Raw genomic sequence first — 21,434 nt, 5'->3', positions numbered from 1 at the left:
CTTCCTTCGCTAGCCGCGCAGTGCTTCCCAGGCAGCCAGCGCCCGCGCCCGCGCCGCCTCGTGACCGACAAGCGGTGGCGGATACTTTGGTACCCGCGCATCCTGACCATGGGCCGCGACGATCTCGGTGTCCGACAGATGCGCAAGTTCGGGAACATAAGCGCGGACATAGTCGCCCATCGCGAACCGTTCGCTCTGGAGTAGCGGCGACATGATGCGCGAGAAGACTGGCGCGTCGACGCCGGTGCCCGCGACATATTGCCAGTTCATCGCGTTCGAGGCGAGATCGGCGTCGAGCAGCGTATCCCAGAACCAGCGCTCTCCCCGGCGCCAGTCGATCAGCAGATGTTTGACGAGGAAGGAGGCGGTGACCATCCGGACCCGGTTGTGCATCCATCCCATATTCCAGAGCTGACGCATACCCGCGTCGACGATTGGGTAGCCGGTCCGTCCCCGGGTCCAGGCGGTGAAGTCCCGGTCGGCTTCGGGGCCGCTCCGCCAGCCGAAATCATCGAAGGTGGGGCGCCCGTTCCGATCGCCATAATCGGGCATCTGGTCGACGAGATTGATGCCATGTTCGCGCCAGCCGAGCTCCGATCGAAAGGTCTCGGCGCCAGCATCGTCGCGCTCGCCGAGCGCATGCCAGATCGACCGGGGGCTGATTTCGCCGAAATGAAGATGCGGCGACAGCCGCGATGTCGCGGGGAGCGAGGGATAGTCGCGGCGGGCCTTATAGGCGCCGGCAAGCGGCAGCCAGTCGCGTAGCGCCCGCCAAGCACCTTTCTCGCCCGGGCGCCAGTCGCCAAATCCCGAGGCCCAGTCGGGGCTTATCGGGGTCAGGCCCCAATCGGCGAGATTGTCCGACGCCGGCCAGGCCCGAGGCGGCGGAATATGGTCGGGCGCCGCATGGGGAAGGGCGGGCGGCATGCGCTCCAGCAGCGCGCGATACCATGGCGTGAAGACGCGGTAGCGCGCGCCTTGCGCATTGGTGATGCTCTCGGGCGGCGCAAGATAATTGCCGTCGTGGAGTCGCAGTTCGAGCCTGGCGTCTATCGCTTCCTCGCAGTGCCGCCACCAGGGCTCGTAGCAGCGGGTCGCGTGCACCCTTGTGCTGCCGGCTTCTGCCGCGACGCTTTCGACTATTTCGGCGACAGCGCCGCGGCGCAGGACGAGGCGGCTGCCGCGTTTGCGAAGGCTCGCATCGAGTGCAGCGAGACTGTGATGCAGCCACCAGCGCTGCGCGCCCCCGATGGCGCGCGTTTCGGGGCTCTCGTCATCCAATATATAGAGCGGAATGACCGGGCCTTCGGCAATCGCTGCGAGGAGCGCCGGATGGTCGGTGGTGCGGAGGTCCTGGCGAAGCCACAAGATGGCGGGGGGCATGGCGGCGGTTTCCCTTTTTGGCGGGCCGTGGTGCGGGCAGTCGCTGGTTCTGCCATCGGGCACGCTCCCCCCTCCGCAAAAGATGACCTTTCGGGAAGCCCGGACGGTGCGCACTCGCATCGGCGGGGATGTCCATGCGGAGGATTGGGCGGTGCGACATGGTGTCGCACCGCCCGGCGATGAACAATCACCGCCCCCCGCCGCGGCCAGGCGTAGGTCGCAAGGCGCTGGCCGCCGGCAGAACCGGAATGTCGATCCGCTCAGCCTGACATGGCATCTTCCGTGGCGCCATCAAGCCCGGAAAATTTCGGGCGTCCCCCGCTCTCGTAGCGGCGGTCGTCCATCCTGACCCCGATGTCGCCGAGAATGAGGCGCGCCGTCGCCTTCGCGCTCGCGACGACACCCGGAATGCCTGCGCCGGGATGGGTCCCCGCGCCCGTAAAATAGAGATTTTCGATGCGCGCGTCGCGGTTGTGTCCCCGAAAATAGGCGCTCTGCAGCAGAGTTGGCGTAAGGCTGAAGGCGCTCCCGAGATGCGCGGCGAGATCCTGTTCGAAGTCCGGCGGCGCATACTGGATTTGCGTGACGATCCGCGCGCCAAGGTCCGGGATCAGGCGCCGCTCGATCTCGGCGATGATGCGCTTCGCGAGGTTGGGGCCTTCGACCTCCCAGTCGAGCGGCGCATGGCCGCGATGCGGAACCGGCGCAAGCGCATAGAAGCTGCTGTGGCCCGCCGGCGCAACGCCCGGATCGCTTGCGCTCGGATGATGAAGGTAGAGCGAAAAATCTTCGGCGAGCCCGCCATTCCGGTAGATATCGTCGAGAAGCCCGCGATAGCGCGGACCGAAGAGGATCATATGGTGGGGGATCTCGGGGAAGGTGCCGCGCACACCCAGATGGAGGACGAAGAGGCTCGGCGACCAGTTCTTGCGCGCGAGGCGTCCGGCCTCGCGCTTGCCTCGCGGATGCGCAAGCAGGTCGCGGTAGCTGTGCATGAGGTCGGCGTTCGAGGCGACGAGATCGGCGCGCGCTGTGAAGCCGCTCCGCGTCATGATGCCGGTTACCCGGTCCCCTTCGGTTTCGATGCGGGCAACGGGATCGCCGAGCCTCAGCGTGCCCCCGAGACGCTCGAACAGCGTGGCCATGCCGGCGACGAGCCGGTTGGTGCCGCCGCGCGCATACCAGACGCCGCCATCCTGCTCGAGCTTGTGGATGAGCGCATAGATGCTGCTCGTCGCCATCGGGTTTCCGCCGACGAGCAGGGTGTGAAAGGACAGCGCCTCGCGCAGCTTTTCGCTCCGCACATAGCCTGCGACGGTTTGATAGACCGAGCGCCAGGCCCGGTGCCGCACAAGCGCCGGCGCCGCCTTCAGCATCGAGCGGAAGTCGAGAAAGGGGACCGCGCCGAGCTTCACATAGCCTTCCTCGTAAACCGACGCGGAAAAGCCGAGAAACCGCTCATATCCCGCGACATCGGCGGGATAGAGCGCGGCGATCTGGCGGGCGAGCGCCTCCTTGTCATTGCCATAGTCGAAGATCGATCCGTCGGGCCAGCTCAGCCGGTAAAAGGGCGAGACCGGGACGAGGTCGACATCGCGCTCGAGCCGCTGACCGCTCAGCGCCCAGAGCTCGTCAAGACAGGCCGGGTCGGTGATGACCGTCGGCCCGGCGTCGAAGGTGAAACCATCCTTCTCGAAGACATAGGCACGGCCGCCCGGTCGGTCGCGCGCTTCGACGAGCAGCGTATCGAGGCCCGCCGACTGGAGGCGGATGGCGAGCGCAAGGCCGCCGATGCCCGCTCCGATCACGATTGCGCGCGTCATCGCGGCGCCTCCGCTGCGATCGCGGCGCCGAGAACATGGCCCGACAGCCAGGTATATTCGGCAAAGCCATGGTAGAGCCAGTCGCCGCAGGCGCCGAGGCCGATGGCAGGGTTCCACAGCAGCTTCGGATCCTGTCCCGATGGCTGAGAGAATAGCCAACGATGGGCCGCGATATGGCTTGGGGCGGGCAATTCGCGGCCGGCGACCTTTCCGAGTTCGGCAAGCAGCAGACGTGCGACGCTCGCGCTTTCGCTGGCCAGATGCGCTTCCGACCAGGTCCAGTCGGCTTGCACCACCCACCGTTCGCCCGGCGCGCGTCCGGGCTTGGCGCTGTCGCGTGCCGCGGTCACGAGTGAGCCCGCGCCGCGAAGGAAATCGGGGAGCTCCTCGATCCGTTCCTCGAAGGCGAACATCGCGGTCCAGCAAGGATTATAGCGCACCGCCATGGCCGCGCGCGCCATCTCGAAATCATGGAGCGACAGAAGCGGGGCGGCCTGCTCGGCCGGAATGGCGATCACCGCCGTATCGAATTTGCCGAGCCGCCTGGCTTCGCTGTGGAGCGTCCAGCCGGTGCGGGATCTGGTCAGGGCCGTGACCGGTCGTGACAGGCGGACATCGAGATCGTCCGCGAGGGTTTTGAGCGGCGCGGTCATGGTCGGCGTGCCGACCCAGCTGTCCGCGCCCGCGACTGGCCAGCGCGCCGCGAGACCCGCCTTCTCCCACGCGGCGACCAGCCTCGTAAAACCTTCGGAGCGCGCCGTGAAATGCGTTGCGCCATGATCGAATGCGACCCCGGGATCGCCCGGCTCCGCGCGGCGGGTCGCGAGGCGGCCGCCGATGCCGCGGGATTTGTCGAAAAGCGTTGCCTCCAGCCCGGCATCGCGCAGCCGCCGCGCACAGGCGAGCCCGGCAATGCCGGCTCCAATGATCGCGACCCGCATCAGACCTTGGTCTCGCGGTCGCCGCGATGGCACGCACGATGGCCAGCCGCCGCCGGTGAGCCTGCCCGTGCCGTCGACATGCGGGGCGTCATGCGCAATTTTTTCCGGTTCGTCGCATTTGTCATCGGCGCAGGCTTGCATGAGCAAGGGGAAGTGTCGCAACATGTCCCTTGGGGCATCCAGGGGTGAGCGGGCGGATATTATGTCATTGAAGACAATGATCGCGGCTAGCCCGATCGCCGCGGTGATCAGCGATCCGCGCCTCCCCGATAACCCGATCGTCGAGTGCAATGCGGCTTTTTCGGCGCTCACCGGCTATGGACCGGAGGAAATCGTCGGGCGCAATTGCCGCTTCCTCGCCGGCCCCGCTACCGAAGCCGAACTGACCGAAACTTTAAGGATCGCCATCCGGGAGCAGAGGCCGGCTCTCGTGGAGATCCTCAACTACCGGAAAGACGGAACGCCGTTTCGCAATGCCGTGCTGGTAGCGCCGATTTTCGGCCCCGACGGAACTCTTGAGTATTTTCTCGGCTCGCAAATCGAGATCGACGAGGCGGGCGAGGCGGTGGGAGGACGGAGCGCGCGGGCGCGGGCGCAGATCGAGGCGCTCTCGCCGCGGCAGCGCGAGGTGCTGAAGCTGATGGCGAGCGGCCAGCTCAACAAGCAGATCGCGTTCACGCTGTCGCTGTCGGAGCGCACGATCAAGATGCACCGCGCTGCGCTGCTGCGCGCGCTCGGCGTCGAAACGACGGCCGATGCGATCCGGCTCGCGGTCGAGGCCGGCTTCTAGGCACCGATCTACCTTCCCTTTGAGGCATATGGGAGATCGCGCCGCCGCCGATTAAGCATCCGATAGCCGAAGCAATTTCATAGCCGGGAAGGGCAGCATTTGAGCGGTAAGCGCGCATTGGTGATTGGAAGCGGTGGCGGCATCGGCGCCGCGCTTGTCGATCAACTTGTCGTATCGGGTCGATTTGACCGCGTCTATGCAGGAAGCAGGCGGCCCGAGGCGTCGAACGATCCCAGTGTGAAACGGCTGACGACGGATATACTGGATGACGACACGCTTGGTGACACGCCTCGAAGAGGAGACCCGGATCGGCAAAGGCGGGACCCTGGCGGCGCAGCTGTCGCGGCTCGACCTGCTCGTGCTCGACGAGCTCGGTTATCTGCCGTTCGCCCGCTCGGGAGGGCAGTTGCTGTTCCACCTCATCAGCAAGCTTTATGAGCGGACCAGCGTCATCATCACCACGAACCTCGCCTTCGGCGAATGGCCGACCGTGTTCGGCGATCCCAAGATGACCACGGCGCTGCTCGACCGCGTCACCCACCACTGCGATATCGTCGAGACGGGCAACGACAGCTGGCGCTTCAAAAACCGCAGCTGACAGCCACCTTCGGCGCCTTCAAAAATCTATCTTGCGCTGCGCGCGCCTCCGGTCGGGCTACGCCCGCCCTCCGCCGCACGCAGCGCAAGGCCATCTTCAACAAACCAGCATCATATTATCCGAAAAGGGGGTCCCTCTTCGACGCCGATCGGGGATCCCTTTTGAACGCCGTTTGACACTCGGATGTGCGCACGTACAGACAGATAGGCCGCATACGTCCCTTCCGGCGCGAGAAGCTGCGCGCACCGCGGGCCAGCACCTTTGAGACGCTTCGCGACAGAAAGTAGAATCTCGGACCATGTCGGACGATCTCAGCTTCTGGTCATTGTCCAGGCCCGCCGCCAACTGGATGACATGACCAAAATAACCGAAACGCCCGCCCCGAGTGCAGACACGCTTTCGCCTGCATCCACCCTGTTCCGCGATCTCCAAAGCCTGAAACTGTCGATTGAAAAAGTCGAAGCCGAGGTGAACGCATTTATCTCGCTCCAGAAGCGCACAATCGGTGTCGCATTTCGGGAAACGCTCAATCAAGCAATCGAATCCAATATAGATTTCGCGTCCTCGTCATTCCTCCCCGGCGCACCACAGCTTCATGAGGTCGCTGCGTCCGACCGTGAGGACTTGCACGCATTAGCTCGACGCCGGTGCATATGTCGTTGCTCAGCTTGCCTTCGGCATTTTCGGCGCGTGGGCCGGGCATCTGATGTTCGACCTTCCGATCTTACAGTTTTCGACAAAGGCGAGAACCGGATTGGGGCAGTGGACCGCCGAGTTCGTTGCGACCTTCGGCCTCGTACTGACGATCCTCGGTACCGCGAGATACAAGCCACAGGCCGTGGCGGCGTCGGTCGGGCTCTATATCACCGCTGCTTACTGGTTCACGTCATTGACGAGCTTTGCAAATCCGGCGATCACCGTGGTGCGCGGCCTGTCGAACACATTTGCGGGTATCGCGCCGCATGACGTTCCAATGTTTGTTGTTGCGCAATTCGCCGGGGCGATCGCGGCAACCGCAATCGCAAGCACCCTGTTCGGCGAGCCTTTTGGGCCATCGGCTATTTCTCCATCCGCGCCCGAAAGCTGACTGGCGCAGCCGGCCAGCCGCGTTTGAGCACTCACTGTCGCGCCATTTCCATTTTTGCGTCAGTGCCGATGTCAAGCAATCGTGCAATCTCGTCGGACGTTCGCTGCACGGCAAGCTTTAGCGCCTCGTCGATGTGGACATAGTCTTGAGTTACATTCTGCGAGGCATGACCCAGCATTGCCCGGATCGTAAGCTCGGAGAATCCCAAATCTCCGGCAACGCTTCCGAAGGTATGGCGAAGCGTATGCGGTGTAACTCCCGTGATACCCGCCAAGCCGCAAACCCGTTTCAGGCAGTCGCTAACAGCCGTGAATGGGCCATCGCCCGCTGCGGACGGAAAGAAGTGGGAATTGCCGACTATCTCCACCTGAGCTTCCAGAATGCGGATGGCGGCCGGTCCGATCGCTCTTACTTGCGCTCCGCCCTTGGTATCCGGAAAGACAACGTATCCGCGATCGGCATGGAGCCAGGCTCGCTGCATTGCTTGCGCTTCTTGCCGCCGATAGCCGGTGAGCAATAGTCCTCGCAACACACCGAGGGCGATCGGGTTCTCCCCATTGGCTTCAGCGTAGGCGATCGCCTTTCCCATCATCATGATCTCGGCCACGCTCAAACGACGAGTCCTTTTCTTTCCCGCGAGCTTCTTTGCTCCCAGCGTCGGATGGACCTCGAGCAGGCCTTTGTGCTTCGCATGACCAATGATTGCCTGGAGCGTTCCGACGCAGCGACCCGCGACGCCGGGACCGCCGGTCGCCCTGCCACCGCGGCCTCCGGTGCGCGGCTTGGCAGTCTTTCCGTTCTTCACATCGGTCTGCATCTGTTCGACATCGGCAATTTTCAGATGCTTCACGACACGTTTTCCGAGCAGCGGGACGATGTGCGTCTTTATGCGACTCTCGTCCATGTCGAGCGATGATGACTTTATCGGAAGGCTTTTTCGTCCGAGGATGTTCCCGGCCCGTGCTTCAGTGAGATACCAATCGCACATCTCGGCCACCGTCATGCCGTTGCGCGACTGCCGGACCTTGTCCGCTGGATCTCCGCCGACGATGACCTCCGCCAACTTCAGCCGCGCGAGATCACGCGCTTGCTCGACGGTGAGCACGCCAAAGCGGCCCAGGTTCATGCGCCGCTGAATGCCCTCGGCATTGCGGTATTGAACGATGAAGGTCTTCAGGCCCGATGGGAGAACGCGAAGTCCGAATCCCTTAATCTCGGTGTCCCAATAGATGAGTTGTTTCGAGGCGGGCGATACCACCGCGTCGATCGTACGCTTTGTCAGCTTGCTCGTCGGCATGTTGCCACTCCTCTTGCTGACAAAATCTCAGATCACGCAATTGTCAACAAATTGTCAGCGCTGAACGGTACTCCAGCGGCTAGTCGAGGATAGGGCGTCGTAGAGATAATCTCAAGAAAGTAAGCAATTATGGGGCGGTAGCGTAGAAAAGGAAGAAATCGAAAAGTGTCACGATCAAGTTGCCAAGGTTGGGGTCGAGGGTTCGAATCCCTTCGCCCGCTCCAGTTTTCCGACAGATCAGAATCGAACCGGCGCCCGATGCGGCGCCGTGCTGCGCGCTGTGGTATGCGATCGTCACGGCCCCTGCTGCTGTGGCCGTCGCACCTTCGTGAAGGTCCGCGCCGACAATTTTCGCCGGTCGCGAAAGGAAAATTCGCGCTCGTGGCTCTTATGGTCTCAAGACGATAGAATCCCGGGGAGAGGGAGAAAAGCCCACGACCAAGGGCGTGAAGTTCGAGCGGCGACGCCGCATGGCCGCGTGGGTGACCGAGCACGTCATTCCCCACGAAGCGGCCGTGCGCGCGTGGCTGGCCCGCACGCGCGCGTCCCAGGAGGATATCGACGAATTGATCCAGGAATCCTATTCGCGGCTGGCGGCCTTGGAGAGCGTCGATCATATCGATCGCCCCGATGCCTATTTCTTCTCGATCGCCCGCAATCTTCTCGTCCGCCGTCTGCGGCGCGCCCGGGTCGTGCCGATCGAGGCGATCGCCGAGATCGACGCCTTTCAGGACGACATGCGCCCGTCGCCCGAGCGCGAGGCGGGAAGCCGGATCGACTATCGGCGCCTGCTGGCGCTGATCGACGCCTTGCCCGAACGCCGCCGCCGGATCGTCCGGATGCGCAAGCTGGAAGGCTGGTCGCAGCGCGAGATCGCGGCCGCGCTCGGCGTCAGCGAAAGCATCGTCGAGAATGAGATTTATCAGGGCGTGCGGGCGGTCCAGCGCGCGTGGCGCGACGGCGAAGCGCTGAGCGCGGCGCGCCTCGCCGCTTTCGAGGGCGGGGAGCGGCCGCGATGACCGGGCGGCGAGCCAGCGACATCGATGCCGATGCCGCGCGCTATGTCGCGCGGATGGACGGCGACGACTGGTCCGATGCGCAGGAGCGGGACCTCGAACGCTGGCTGGCGCGCGATCCCAGGCATGCCGGCGCGTTGCTGCGCGCTCAGGCCGCCTGGATGACGCTCGACCGGCCGTTCCCGGCGCAATCGGCGGTGCGCGAGGATGCGGGCGTCCGGGCGGGATGGAGCCGGCGGCGCGTGCTGGCGGGCGGCGGCGCGGCGGTCGCCGCGGCGGTCGGCGGGGGCGTGCTGCTGTTCGGCGGCACCAGCTATGCGACCGCGGTGGGCGAAATCCGGCGCGTGCCGCTGGCCGACGGATCGATCGCCGCGATCAACACCGCCAGCGCCATCGACGTCAGTCTCGATGACGCGGCGCGCAACGTGCGGATCGAGCGGGGCGAAGCCTGGTTCCAGGTCGCGCGCGACAAGCGGCGCCCCTTCGTCGTCGCGGCGGGCCGCGCGCGCATCCGCGCGGTCGGCACGGCCTTTTCGGTGCGCCGCCGCGCGGGCGGCGCCGACGTGCTCGTCACCGAAGGCGTGGTCGAGGTCTGGGCCGAGGGCGCGGAGGGCCATCGCGTCCGATTGAAGGCCGGGTCGCGCGGTTTCGTCGCGGACGATGCCGCGATCGAGCAGGCCCCGGCCGCACCGTCCGCGATCGACCGTGCGCTTGCATGGCGCAACGGCAAGGTCGATCTCGCCGGCGACCGGCTCGACAGCGCGGTGGCCGAGTTCAACCGTTACAACCGCCGCCAGCTGGTCGTCGCCGATCCCGTCGTCGCGGCGGAGCGGTTCGACGGCGTGTTCCGCACCGACGATCCCGAAGGGTTCGCGCAGGCGGTCGAGGTCAGCCTGGGGGTGCCCGTCGACCTGTCCGATCCCGCGCAGATCCGCATCGGCCGGCCCGGTCTTTGAAGAATCGGCGCGCCGGAAAAGGAAAATCCGGGCCGGGGTCTCTTGTGGGGCAGGGGCGCAGGGAAGCGCCCGACAAGGGAGGGACATGATGGGGATTGGAATCGGCCGCGCCGCGCTGATGGCTTCGACCGCGATCGTCTGCGTCGCGACGGCGAGCCCGGCGCAGGCGCAGAGCAAGACTTTCGACGTTCCGGCGCAGGCGGCGGCAACGGGGATCGCGGAGCTGGGCCGGCAGGCGGATATCCAGATCGTCGCCGCCCGGCGCTATACGCAGAACAAGAAGACCAACGCGGTGCGGGGCGACATGACCGCCGACCGCGCGCTGGCCGTCCTGCTGGACGGGACCGGGCTGGTCGCGCAGCGCACGGGGCCGCAGACCTATTCGGTCGTCCCGAAGGCGGCGCCCGCCGAAACGTCGGAGACCGACGCCGGCACCTATCGCGACGACATCATCGTGGTCACGGCGCAAAAGCGCCAGGAATCGATCCAGGAGGTGCCGATCGCGATGACGGCGCTCAGCCAGGAGGATCTGACGACGCGGCAGGTCGCGGGCGGCCCCGACCTGATCAGCCAGGCGCCGAACATCACCTTCAGCAAGACCAATTTCACCGGCTACACGATCCAGATTCGCGGCATCGGCACGCAGGCGGTGTCGGCGACGACCGATCCGGCGGTGGCGATCGCGTTCAACAACACGCCGTTCGTCCGCAACCGCTTCTTCGAGCAGGAATTCTATGACGTCGAGCGGATCGAGATTTTGCGCGGCCCGCAGGGCACGCTCTATGGCCGCAACGCCACGGCGGGTGTCGTCAACCTGATCTCCGCCAAGCCGGAATATCACCCCGACGCCTTCGCGTCGGTCGATGTCGGCAATTACAAGAACCGCCGGGTCGAGGGGATGATCAACGTCCCGCTGGTCGACGACAAGGTCGCCTTCCGCCTCGCGGGCGCGCTGACCAAGCGCGACGGCTACACGACGAACCAGATGACGGGGAAGCAGATTGACGGGCGTGACCTGTGGTCGCTGCGTGCCTCGCTGCGCCTCGAGCCGACGTCGTGGCTGCGCGCCGATTTCGTCTATGAGCATTTTCAGGAACATGACGACCGGCTGCGCAGCGGCAAGCAATTGTGCAAGAAGGATCCGGGGCTGAGCGAAGTTGGCGGCGTTTCAGTCAACCAGGATTTGGGCGGTTATTTCGGGGCCCGCACCTATCTCAGCCAGGGCTGCCTGCCGGTGTCGCTCTATTCGGACGAGGCGTTCCAGACGCCGAACGGTTTCGCGCTGCCATTTTATGGACCCACCGGCAATCTCGGAAATCCGGTATTCAAGGACGTCGATCCCTATGCCAGTGCATTCCAGTCGCGGGATCTGCGTGTCATCGAATCGTCGATCGAGCCCGAATATCGGGCGAAAACCGATATCTTCGAGCTGCAACTCAATGTGGACCTCAGCGATACGCTGACCCTGAGTTCGGAAACTGCCTACAGCACCGATTCGCTGTTCTCGACGCAGGATTATAACCGTTTCACCACCAAATCCGGGGCATTTGATCCCACGGCAAGAATTGTCAGGCCAAAGCGTCCCGGCGTGCTCGATGCGAACGGCGTGTTCTGCGATCCGCAACTCGGCTGCTCGGATCGGCTGCTGCTGGGCGATCTGTCGACCGCTGAGTCCAAGCAGTTCAGCCAGGAGCTTCGCCTGTCGTCGGATTTCGACGGACCGTTCAATTTCAGCCTCGGCGCCAACTATCTGCGCTACAAGACCGAAGATCGCTATTATGTCTTCGTCAACAGCCTCAGCATGTTCGCTGCCCTGCAATGGGACCAATATGCCGAGGGCAACGTCTATATCCCGGGCGTCTCGGACAACAGCGAGTGTCAAAGTCCCACCGGGGCCCCGCCCGATCCGGGGGGGCAATATACTATCACCAACTGTATCTATATCGATCCCAATCCGATCGGCAGCCTGAATGGTGAAGGCCGAAATTATTTCCTCAGCCGCAATCCTTACACGTTGCATTCCTATGCCGCATTCGGTGAGGCCTATTACAATATTACGGACAATCTGAAATTGACCGGCGGCCTGCGCTTTACGGTCGATAAAAAGGATGCGCCTCAGATTCCAAGCTGGCTGCTCGCAGGTTTCGCGACTGGCGAATATCCGACGGCGAAGGTCGTTTCCCAGAAATGGAGCGAACCGACGGGGCGTATCGCGATCGACTGGCAGCCGGAAACGGGCTTCACAGATCACACCTTGCTCTATGCGTCCTTCGCGCGCGGCTACAAGGCAGGCGGCGCCAATCCGCCGCCGATAGCTCTTGCCACATACGGCCAGTTCGACCCGTCGATCATCGCGGAACTTCAGGGCGCGCCCGAAACCTTCAAGGCAGAATATGTCAACGCCTTTGAAATAGGCACCAAGAATACGTTGTTCAACGGGGCGCTGACACTGAATCTGGGAGCATTCTATTACGATTATAAGGATTACCAGACGTCGGAGATCGTCAACCGGGCGGCCGTGAATTCCAATTTCGATTCGAAAATATGGGGTCTGGAGATCGAGGCGGACTTGCGGCCGACCGACCGTCTGCGATTGGGTTTCAAAGGCGGGTATCAAAACACCCGACTCGCCAATGGATCGAGCGCCGTCGACCTGATGGATCGGACCGCCGGCAATCCCGACTGGGTGGTCGTTCGTCCGTTCCCGACCATTCCGTCCAACTGCATCCTGCCGACCTATGTCGTTGCCGCAGGAGGCAAGATCAACCTGCCGCAAGGTCAGGGGGGCAGCTTTAACGGCATGTGCATCGACGCTTATTATGGCGGAGTCGACCCGATGACGGGTCTTCCCTATGTCGCCAATCCGACCGTGAAGAAGGGCAGCAATGGCCCGGTGCCGGTCGATCCGGCATATGTCGGCTATATTGGTTTCGATCCCGCGTCCGCGCCCAACGGCGGCAAGGGGTTTTCCAAGGATCTAAGTGGCAACGAACTGCCTAACGCACCCCATTATACGGCGACGGTGACGGTGGATTACACGATCCCGCTCGCCACCGACTGGGCCCTGACGCTGCATGGCGACTATCACTATCAGTCGAAAAGCTGGGCGCGGGTGTTCAACAGCAATCCCTATGACCGTCTGCGCGGCTATTCGACGGTCAATGTCGCGGCGATCCTCGACATCGCCGATAGCTGGCGGATCATGGCTTACGTCAAGAATGTGTTCAACAAGACGGCGCTGACCGGATCGTTCCTGAACAGTGACGATTCGGGCCTGACCACCAACGTCTTCCTGACCGAGCCGCGCCTTTACGGCTTGCGAGTATCCAAGAGCTTCGGCGAAGGCTCGCTGCCTTGGGGAAGCGGCTGGCGCCGCCGGAAGCCGGGCGAGCCCTATCCGGTCGAACTTGAATTCGGCATGGGTGCGAACAGCATGACGGCCAAAAACGCACTGTATAAGCAGGATTTTTTCGACGACTATCTCGACAGCTTGCCCTTTGCCGATACCGCGACGGCGACGCAGCGGGCGGGCCTGGGTATCAGCCATGTCCGCGATGCCAGGATCACCTTCAACATGCCCGACGGCTGGCGCGTCTGGGGAGCGTATCGCGGCAGGAGGTTCGACGCGCAACATAAAGGCATCAGTTCCGAACAGGCGAAGGGAGGTTATGTTGAAGGCATCCTGCCCACTGACCCTCCGCGCTATTTCAGCGGCGGCGAGAATTTCGGCACCATCGAGGTCGGGCAATATGAAGATCACAGCATCGTCGATTTCATGGTGGGCAAGGATGTCGGCCTGGGCCTGATGGGAGAGGGCGGCACGTCGGTTATTGGCCTGGGTATGACCTACGCCCAGTTCCGATCCGCCACCGACATCGACATGGTCGGCATCCCCGACCGCTATCGCGCCGCTTATTCGGAAATCAAATATCCGACGACCCATCACGAACTGTACAATGCCTCGCTCGCCTCGACGCGCAAATTCGAAGGCTTTGGCCCCTCGCTGTCATGGGAAGCGTCGAAGCGGCTGGTGGGCAACGAACAGGACGGCAGTCTCGCCCTCGACTGGCGGATCAACGGCGGCCTGCTGTTCGGGAAGCAGGCCATGGCCAGCCGCGAGGAACGCGACGCCACCTATTATCACTTTGAACCGAACATCGTATATCCGCCGCAACTGGAGGATTTGCTCTACGACGAAACGATCGACCGCAGCCGGTCGCGCCGGGTCACCGTGCCGAACCTCGGCGCCAGCATGGGCCTGTCCTATCGCGTCGGCGGGGTGAAGGTCGCCGCGGGCTATCGCTGGGAACGCTTCTTCGACGCCATCGACGGCGGGATCGACAAGGCGCAATCCTTCGACCGGACGATCCGGGGCGCCTATGTGAAGTTCGGCATCGGTTTCTGATCGTGCTGTGCCGCCAATCCTTTCCCTTGTCGTGCACGTCGACCGGGACATAAGGTGGCCGATATGGAACCGTTGGAAATAGTCCGGGCATGGCGGCGCGACGATCCCCGTTGCGTCGCCGACGCCAAGAGCTTCTGGCGCGAGATCGGCATGCCCGACGATGTCGCGGAGGAACGCGCCGCCGAACTGTGCGTCGTCGCCTATCTCGGTGGGCGGCTGGCGGGGGTCTCGACGGCGCGGCTGGGTGATTTTCCGCCGCTCAAGGGGCGGTTCGCCCATCTGCGGTGCGCCGTGTCGCCCGCCGCGCGGCGCAAGGATGTCGCGGCGCGGATCATCGGGCACACCCGCACGGTGCTCGAAGCCTGGGCGGCCGACCATGTGCAGGAAAATCTGCTGGGCATGGTCGCGATCCTGCAATCGGGGGAGTTGCGCGAGAAGCAGCGCGAGCCGATCTGGCCGATCTATGGCATCGACCTGACGCTGATCGGCTATACGCCGCGCGGCGAACAGGTCCGCGTCGGCTGGTTCCGTCATGCCCGCCTCGATTGAGCGGGGCGAGCGCCGCGACCGCGAGGAGGCGCCCGGGACGGCGGCGGCGCCCAGCGGCATCCTGTGGATCGCCTCCTACCCCAAGTCGGGCAACACCTGGACGCGGGCGTTCCTCAACAACCTGCTGAAGATCATGCAGGACGACGACGCGGGCGCGCCGCAGAGCATCAACCGGATGACCGAATATACGCTGTGGGACATCGCGGCCAAACCCTACGAGCGCCATCTGGGCAAGCCGGTCACCGAAGCCGACCGCGCCGAGATCGCGCGCATCCGCCCGGCGGTTCAGGCCGAGATCGCCGAACGCACCGAGGGGCTGGCGATGGTCAAGACCCATCATGCGCTGGTGTCCGACCGCGGCGTGCCCGCGATCAACTTCGCGGTGACGTCGGGCGCTATCTATATCGTGCGCAACCCGCTCGACGTCGCCATATCCTATGCGCATCACCTGGGCAGCGACATCGACTATGCGATCGGGGAGATGGCGCTGCGCAACAAGGAAACCGGCGTTTCGGACAAGAGTGTCTATGAGATCTACGGGTCGTGGAGCCAGCATGTCGAAAGCTGGACGCGCGCGCCGCATCGTGCGATCCATGTCATGCGCTACGAGGACATGCTGGCCGATCCGGCTGCGGCGTTCGGGGCGCTCGCCCGCCACCTGCTGCTTTCGCCCTCGCCCGAACAACTCGCCACCGCCATGGAGCGGTCGTCCTTCGCCGCGCTGAAGCAGCAGGAGGATGAGGCGGGGTTCAGCGAAAAGCCCGACAGCGCCGAACGCTTCTTTCGCGAGGGGCGGGCGGATCAGTGGCGGGACAGGCTGACCCCGCGTCAGGTTCGCGCGGTCGTGACCGCCCATCATCAGCAGATGCGCCGCTTCGGCTATCTGACCGACGAATTGCTCCCGTTGCTCGAATAGCCGCCACCGATCGCGTCCCGGTCTTCTCCGCCCCACCACTGGGGAAACCTTGGGCCGATGCCGCGCCTGCCCGTGCAGGCCGGCATCGGCCCGCTTTTCAGAAGCTGTACCGGGCTTCGAGACCGACGACGCGCGGCTGGCTGTAGCGGTTGATCGTCGGCGCCTGCGCGACATAATAGACCTTGTCGAAGACGTTGTTGGCGAAGGCGGCGATGCCGAACCCGCCGAATTCGACGCCGAAGCGCAGGTTGACGAGCCGATAGTCGTCGAGGTCGACCGAGGTCGGCGTCAGTTCCTGTTTGCCGCCCCACTGCGCGCTCACCAGGATGTTGCCGGTGAGGGTCACGTCGCGCGCGACCGGGTAGCGCAGATTGAGGTTCGCCGACGCCAGCCAGTCGGGCACCTGCGCCAGGTCGAGACCCGCGTAGCGTCCGCTCTTGACCTCGCCGCCCTGACGCGACCCGCTGAGCGCGAGGCGCCCGCTTCCCGCGCCGATGTCGAATCCCTGGCTGTATTCGGCCTCGATGCCCCAGCTCTTCGCATTGCCGGCATTGGTCAGATAGCTGACCGCGGCCACCGGGCAGGTCGGATTGGTCAGGGCGCAGCCGTCGTCGACCTGCGCGATCAGGTCGCGAAGATCGGTGTAATAGCCCGCGATCGCGAAATAGCCGCGGCGGGCGGGCTGGCCCTTGATCCCGACCTCATAGCTCGTGCTGTTCTCGTTGCCGAACAGCACTTCGACCGGGCTCGGCGCGCGCGGGTCGGACAGGCGGGTGTTGAACCCGCCGGCGCGATAGCTGCTCCCGACCTTGGCATAGGCGAGGATGCGGGGCGCGAGCTTGTAGGACAGCGTCGCATTGTAGGAGAGGTTGTCGGCTTCGATGCTGTCGTCGATGACGCGGGTCGGTCCGCCGGTCGGAAGCCCGGTTCCCAGATCGTAGAGCCGGGCACTGATGCTGCGGCTGTCGCGGGTATAGCGCAGCTCGCCGGTCAGGTTGAGCCTGTCGGTGAGATCGAGGCCGAGCGAGCCATAGGCGGCATAGCTTTCGAAATGGAGCCGCGCGGGTGCGACGTTGCCGGGCGACGGATTGGCGAGCGTCGGCGTGCGGGTCGTCGTCACCGAGAAGTCGCTGTCGAGCAGCATCGCCTCGACACCGAACAGCCAGGTCAGGCGATCGCTGCCGCCGGTGACGTGCAGATCCTGCGACAGCATGTCGGTCGTGTCGACGACATAGGAGGCGCTGCCCGGATCGATCGGCGTCGCCGGCCCGACCTGCCCGGCAGCGCGGGCGCGCGCCAGTTCCGCGGCGCTGACGCCGTCGTTGTCGAGATCATATTCGCTGTGCCGCTTGCGGAAGAAGGTCGTCGCGTTGAGCCGGGCGCCGCCAAGGTCGACGCGCACGATCGCCTGCAGCCCGTCGACGTCCTGGCTGGCGCGCGGCGCGGTGCTCCAGGGATAGCGGAAGCGATCCTGGATATAGCCGCCGGGAAAGCCCGGCGTGCCGGCCGGAATGAAGATCTGATAATGGATCGCGGGGGTCGTCAGCCGCTGCGTTTCGGCGAGCAGGACGATGTCGACGGGGCCGCGCGCGAGGCGAAGCTGGCCGCGCAGGCCGTGCCCCTTCTGCCGGTCGAAATAGACATCATTGTCGGGGTTGTAGAAGAAGCCCTTGTCCTGCTGGACCAGGTCGCCGCTGATGCGCACCGCTGCGCCCTCGCCGAGCGGGACGTTGACCGCGCCCTGCATCTGGAAGCTGTTGGTCTCGAAGCCGTAGCGGGCACTCGCCCAGCCGGAGAGGTCGAATCCGGGCTCGGCCGAGATGATGTTGATCGCGCCGCCGACGGCGTTGCGGCCATAGAGCGCCCCCTGCGTGCCGCGCAGCACCTCGACCCGGCCGATGTCGAGCATGTCGAGGCGGCTGAAATTGCGCCCGCCGACGGCGCCGCCGCCAATATAGGACCCGTTGCGATAGAGGCCGACGCTGGGGTCGCCGTTGGTCGCGCGCGCGGTCGAGGAGGCGCGGATCGATATTTCCGAGGTCACCGACGAACTGAGGTTGTTGAAGCGGATGCTCGGCTGATCGGCGAGCAGTTCGCCGCTCGTCTGCGCGCCGCCGCGATCGGTCAGCGCGGCGGCGTCGATCACCGAAGCCGCGGTCGGAACGTCCGACAATCGTTCTTCGCGGCGCCGCGCGGTGACGACGATGGCGCCGTCGTCGCCCGCCTCGGACGCCGCGTCGGCCGGGGGCGCGACGTCCTGCGCGAAGGATGGGCCGGCCATCGCGGTCCAGGCCGCGGTCGCGCAGAAAAGAAGATGCGTCTTGCGTTTCATGAATCCCTCCCAAAGGCGTTGTGCAATTATTATCGATAATTTTGTGCAATCGGCAAGCGCGAGTCAAGCCGGAAACATCGCGATGCCGGCGGCGGCGGTCAGCGGTCGGCGGGAATGGCTGCGGTCAGAAGATCGCGAAAGCCGCGCGCCGTAGCGGCAAGCGGTTCGGCCGCGACGGTCGACAAATCGTCGGTCGCGGCATGGTGGTGGCGGTGGGCGCCGAAGATTCCGGCGTGGCGGGGGTAGCCCGCCCGGACGACCTCGGCCAGTTCCCCCGCCGCGCCCTCGCCGGAGGGATAGGCCATTTCGATCCCCGGCTGCCCCTTGAAGATCCGCCGCGCGGGTTCGACCAGATCGGGCGACGTCATCAGGAAGCGATGGCTGTCCGCACTCGGCAGCGGCAGCAGGCGGCCCGGGATTTCCTGCCAGTCGCGCGTCGCGGCGTTGGCGCCCAGATGCAGCCAGAAATCGCTCTCGCCCGGTGGCGGCGCGATCGCCTCGACCAGGTGCGCGGCCCCCAGATTCTCATATTCATGGCCGCTGTTGCAGACGAAGAGCAGATTGTGCCGCGGGAAGGCGCGCGGCGCCCACCGGGCGAGTGCGAGCCAGATCGCGATTCCCGGCCCGCGCTCGCCGGCGCAGTCGGTCCAGCCCGATCGCGGCGTCGACACGATGATCCAGCGCCCCGCCGATACCCGGCGCCGTCCGACGATATTCTCGGCGATCCGGCGGCCGCCGTGCCCGGTCAACCGCAGCGTCGCCTGGCCCCCGTGCCGCGCGGCCTCGATCGCGGGTGCCGCGCGCTTCGGCGCCAGCAGGACGATCGGCCTGTCCGCGAGCGGCTTGTCGGCGGGTGCATTGAGCAGCAGCGCCTCGCCCGTCGGGCCGGTCGTGACGAGGATGACGGCGGCGGCTCCGCGCGCGATCGCGTCGGCGATCGGCGCCCGGGCCGCCGGTTCGAGGAGGCTGGACCAGCGACGGTGCGGCAGCCGGACGAGCGCGATCGCGCCGTCGAGGCGCCCCGCCGTCTCAGCCAGCCGCAACGGCGCGGACAGGCCGTCCGGCGGCGTGGGGACCGCGAGCGGCTGCGCGGTCGACGTAATCGCAAGGTCGCCGATCGTCAGCGTGCAGAGCGATGCCTCGAACCACGGCACCTCGAACGCCTGCCGCTCGACCGCGAAGCCCGCCGCGCCAAGCCGGTTCGCGGTCCAGTCCGCGGTCCAGCGATCGCCCGCGCCGCCCGACTGCTTGTTGCCCGCTTCGGCATAGATCCGAACGTCCGCGAACAAGGTGTCGGGGTCGAACAGCGCGCCATCGGGCGAAGCCGCCATGGCGGGCGGCGCCTGCCATGCGATCGGCGCCGCGAACCCCGCCTTCAGCAGCGTGCGGCGGTCGGTCCCGTCGCGCTTCACGATCGCGCCCGGCGGCGGCCCGTTTTCGGCTTGCCGCGCCGCGCCTTGTATTCCGCGAGCGCCTCGGCGAAATTCTGCTGCGACGTCGCGATCAGGTCGCGCGCCACCCGGTCGGCATCGTCGGGCTCGCGGGCGACGATATGGCGGCAGAGCTGTTCGTAGAGCACCGCCGAGCGCCGGCCGACCTCTCCCTCGCCATGCGCCGCGACGAACTCGTCGGTGTAGACATTGTGCTGCCACCGGGCGAGCAGCGCCAGTCGGTCGAGCAGTTCGAGCGCCAGCGGCGCGTTGGAGCGCTTGGCGATGAAACGGCCGATCCGGTTCGACACCCGCAGATGCTCGGCCGAGTTCGTCGTCCGCTCGGTCACGTCCTTATATTCGACGAGCCGGTGCATGAGCTCGCGCCCGTCGCGGTCGCTCATCGCCGTGCAGGCGAGACGGCAGACGACGCCGAACAGCGCCTTCCACAACTCGTAAATCTCGTCCGCGCCATGATCGTCGACGTCGATCGCGAACGCGCCGCGCCAGGGCACGACCTTGATCAGGCCGATGCTCGCGACATGGCGGAACGCCTCGCGGACGGGGGCATGGCTGACCCCGAAGCGGGCCGCGATCTCGCGCTCGCGGAGCCATGAGCCCGGCGGAATGCGCCACGCGACGATGTCGTCGATCAGCAGCCGCGCGATGACGCGGTCCTGCGTCGGTGCATTGTCCTCGTCGCTCGTCGTGACGGCCATGATCCCTGATCGTTTCTGTTGAACGCCCCATCCTAGCTTGCGCGCCCGACAGGACAATCTTCGATTGCAGTCGCACTTATTATCGATAATAAACGCGAACACAACCCAGCGCATGTGGAAAGGGCAGGCCATGATCGGGCGTCTTCTTCTTCTGACCGTCGCCGCGACGGCGACTCCCGTGGCGGCCGGAAGCGCGCCCGCCGCTCCCGTGCCTGCGGCCGAAGACGCGCGGCCCGGCTGCGCCGCGGCGATCGCCTATTCGGATGGGCACAAGGGGCTCGCCGTCCTCGTCCTGCGGCATGGCGAGGTCGTCTGCGCGTCGCAGGACACCGCCCGGCCCCACGAACTCTGGTCCGGCACCAAGAGCCTCGTCGGCCTGATGGCGGCGGCGGCGGTGCAAGACGGGCTGCTCGCGCTCGACGAACGGGCGTCCGACACGATCGCCGAATGGCGGGACGATCCCGGCAAGGCGGCGATCACGCTGCGCCAGCTGCTCGCCATGACCAGCGGCCAGCCGTCGGCGATCGGCCGCCCGCAGGGCTATGCCGATTCGCTGCGGGTCGCGCTGACCGCGGCGCCCGGCACCCGCTTCCAATATGGCCCGACGCCGTTGCAGATCTTTGGCGAGGTGATGCGGCGCAAGCTGGCGGCCGCGGGGCGCGACGCCGATCCGCGGCGCTATGTCGAGCGGCGGCTGCTGGCGCCGCTCGGCGTGACGGTCGGCGAGTGGAGAAACGGGCCCGACGGACATCCGCTGATGCCGCAGGGCCTCGTCCTTGCCGCCGCCGAGTGGGCGAAAATCGGCGAGTTCGTCCGCATGGGCGGCAAGGTCGACGGCAAGCCGCTCGTCGACGCGGCGGCTTTTGCCGAGCTGTTCGAGGGGAGCGAGGCCAATCCGGCCTATGGCCTCACCTGGTGGCTCCCGCGCGCGACGCCGTCCGACGACCCGGTCACCCGCTCGACCGACATCACCGATCCCGCCGCCGGGCTTCCCGCCGACCTCGTCGTTGCCGCGGGTGCCGGCGACCAGCGGCTGTACGTCATCCCCTCGCTGGGATTGACCATCGTCCGCCAGGCCCGCCTCGACGTCGCCGCGCTGCTCGCCGGCCGCAAGAGCGACTGGTCCGACCGGCGGTTCCTTGCGGCCCTGCTCGCGCCCCGAAGCGCGGCGGTCGATTGAACCGGACGAGGG

General features: G+C 65.6%; 14 protein-coding genes and 2 pseudogenes. 9 read left to right on the top strand and 7 right to left on the bottom strand.

Features of this window, described 5'->3' with window-relative positions; translation table 11 throughout:
* Positions 1-9 precede the first annotated feature (9 nt).
* The 3 genes from AC2S9W_RS01810 to AC2S9W_RS01800 form a co-directional block, all read right to left on the bottom strand.
* A complete protein-coding gene (locus AC2S9W_RS01810) occupies positions 10-1,383 on the bottom strand; it encodes a cryptochrome/photolyase family protein (protein ID WP_067108111.1) in 1,374 nt (457 codons plus the stop codon).
* Between the two features lie 260 nt (positions 1,384-1,643).
* Positions 1,644-3,206 (bottom strand): phytoene desaturase, encoded by a 1,563-nt coding sequence (locus tag AC2S9W_RS01805; protein WP_082797045.1) that lies wholly within the window; start codon positions 3,204-3,206, stop codon positions 1,644-1,646.
* Positions 3,203-4,147 (bottom strand): NAD(P)/FAD-dependent oxidoreductase, encoded by a 945-nt coding sequence (locus tag AC2S9W_RS01800; protein WP_067108171.1) that lies wholly within the window; start codon positions 4,145-4,147, stop codon positions 3,203-3,205. Before AC2S9W_RS01800 ends, AC2S9W_RS01805 begins: the two co-directional genes overlap by 4 nt.
* 202 nt (positions 4,148-4,349) lie before the next feature.
* On the opposite strand from AC2S9W_RS01800, the gene AC2S9W_RS01795 reads away from it, so the two are divergent.
* The 3 genes and pseudogenes from AC2S9W_RS01795 to AC2S9W_RS01785 all read left to right on the top strand — a co-directional run.
* On the top strand, positions 4,350-4,937 hold the full coding sequence (locus AC2S9W_RS01795; RefSeq protein WP_067108114.1) for a PAS domain-containing protein: 588 nt from the start codon (positions 4,350-4,352) through the stop codon (positions 4,935-4,937).
* A gap of 268 nt (positions 4,938-5,205) precedes the next feature.
* A pseudogene (locus AC2S9W_RS01790) lies at positions 5,206-5,535 on the top strand (ATP-binding protein); the annotation flags it as partial.
* Positions 5,536-6,178: 643 nt separating this feature from the next.
* Positions 6,179-6,622: pseudogene (locus AC2S9W_RS01785) on the top strand (aquaporin family protein); the annotation flags it as partial.
* A gap of 31 nt (positions 6,623-6,653) precedes the next feature.
* On the opposite strand, the gene AC2S9W_RS01780 reads toward AC2S9W_RS01785, so the two are convergent.
* Positions 6,654-7,919, bottom strand: coding sequence for a tyrosine-type recombinase/integrase (locus tag AC2S9W_RS01780; RefSeq protein WP_062764468.1), 1,266 nt, complete (start codon positions 7,917-7,919; stop codon positions 6,654-6,656).
* Between the two features lie 482 nt (positions 7,920-8,401).
* On the opposite strand from AC2S9W_RS01780, the gene AC2S9W_RS01775 reads away from it, so the two are divergent.
* From AC2S9W_RS01775 to AC2S9W_RS01755, 5 genes are all read left to right on the top strand, one after another.
* Positions 8,402-8,938 (top strand): RNA polymerase sigma factor, encoded by a 537-nt coding sequence (locus AC2S9W_RS01775; protein WP_486571559.1) that lies wholly within the window; start codon positions 8,402-8,404, stop codon positions 8,936-8,938.
* Positions 8,935-9,891: a FecR family protein gene (locus tag AC2S9W_RS01770; RefSeq protein WP_067186319.1), complete on the top strand. Its 957-nt coding sequence runs from the start codon at positions 8,935-8,937 to the stop codon at positions 9,889-9,891. Before AC2S9W_RS01775 ends, AC2S9W_RS01770 begins: the two co-directional genes overlap by 4 nt.
* An 88-nt stretch (positions 9,892-9,979) precedes the next feature.
* The gene (locus AC2S9W_RS01765; protein ID WP_486571558.1) at positions 9,980-14,296 is read left to right on the top strand and encodes a TonB-dependent receptor; all 4,317 of its coding nucleotides are present in this window, start codon (positions 9,980-9,982) and stop codon (positions 14,294-14,296) included.
* A 63-nt stretch (positions 14,297-14,359) separates the two neighbouring features.
* Complete coding sequence (locus AC2S9W_RS01760) at positions 14,360-14,845, top strand: GNAT family N-acetyltransferase (RefSeq protein ID WP_148650930.1); 486 nt, start codon at positions 14,360-14,362, stop codon at positions 14,843-14,845.
* Positions 14,829-15,761, top strand: a complete 933-nt coding sequence (locus AC2S9W_RS01755) for a sulfotransferase domain-containing protein (protein WP_067186313.1) — start codon at positions 14,829-14,831, stop codon at positions 15,759-15,761. The genes AC2S9W_RS01760 and AC2S9W_RS01755 overlap by 17 nt, the downstream gene beginning before the upstream one ends.
* Before the next feature lie 97 nt (positions 15,762-15,858).
* Here AC2S9W_RS01755 and AC2S9W_RS01750 read toward each other — a convergent pair whose 3' ends face one another.
* From AC2S9W_RS01750 to AC2S9W_RS01740, 3 genes are all read right to left on the bottom strand, one after another.
* Positions 15,859-18,093, bottom strand: a complete 2,235-nt coding sequence (locus tag AC2S9W_RS01750) for a TonB-dependent receptor (protein ID WP_067186311.1) — start codon at positions 18,091-18,093, stop codon at positions 15,859-15,861.
* Positions 18,094-18,191: 98 nt separating this feature from the next.
* Positions 18,192-19,505: a hypothetical protein gene (locus AC2S9W_RS01745; RefSeq protein ID WP_486571557.1), complete on the bottom strand. Its 1,314-nt coding sequence runs from the start codon at positions 19,503-19,505 to the stop codon at positions 18,192-18,194.
* Complete coding sequence (locus AC2S9W_RS01740) at positions 19,502-20,242, bottom strand: GntR family transcriptional regulator (RefSeq protein WP_067108136.1); 741 nt, start codon at positions 20,240-20,242, stop codon at positions 19,502-19,504. The genes AC2S9W_RS01745 and AC2S9W_RS01740 overlap by 4 nt, the downstream gene beginning before the upstream one ends.
* Positions 20,243-20,372: 130 nt before the next feature.
* Here AC2S9W_RS01740 and AC2S9W_RS01735 point away from each other — a divergent pair, with 130 nt between their 5' ends.
* Positions 20,373-21,422: a serine hydrolase domain-containing protein gene (locus AC2S9W_RS01735; RefSeq protein WP_286748619.1), complete on the top strand. Its 1,050-nt coding sequence runs from the start codon at positions 20,373-20,375 to the stop codon at positions 21,420-21,422.
* The last annotated feature ends 12 nt before the right edge of the window (positions 21,423-21,434 follow it).

Source organism: Sphingopyxis sp. 550B (assembly GCF_057401805.1).
The sequence above is the reverse complement of the archived record's forward strand: the minus strand, read 5'-3'. Positions and strand labels throughout refer to the sequence as shown.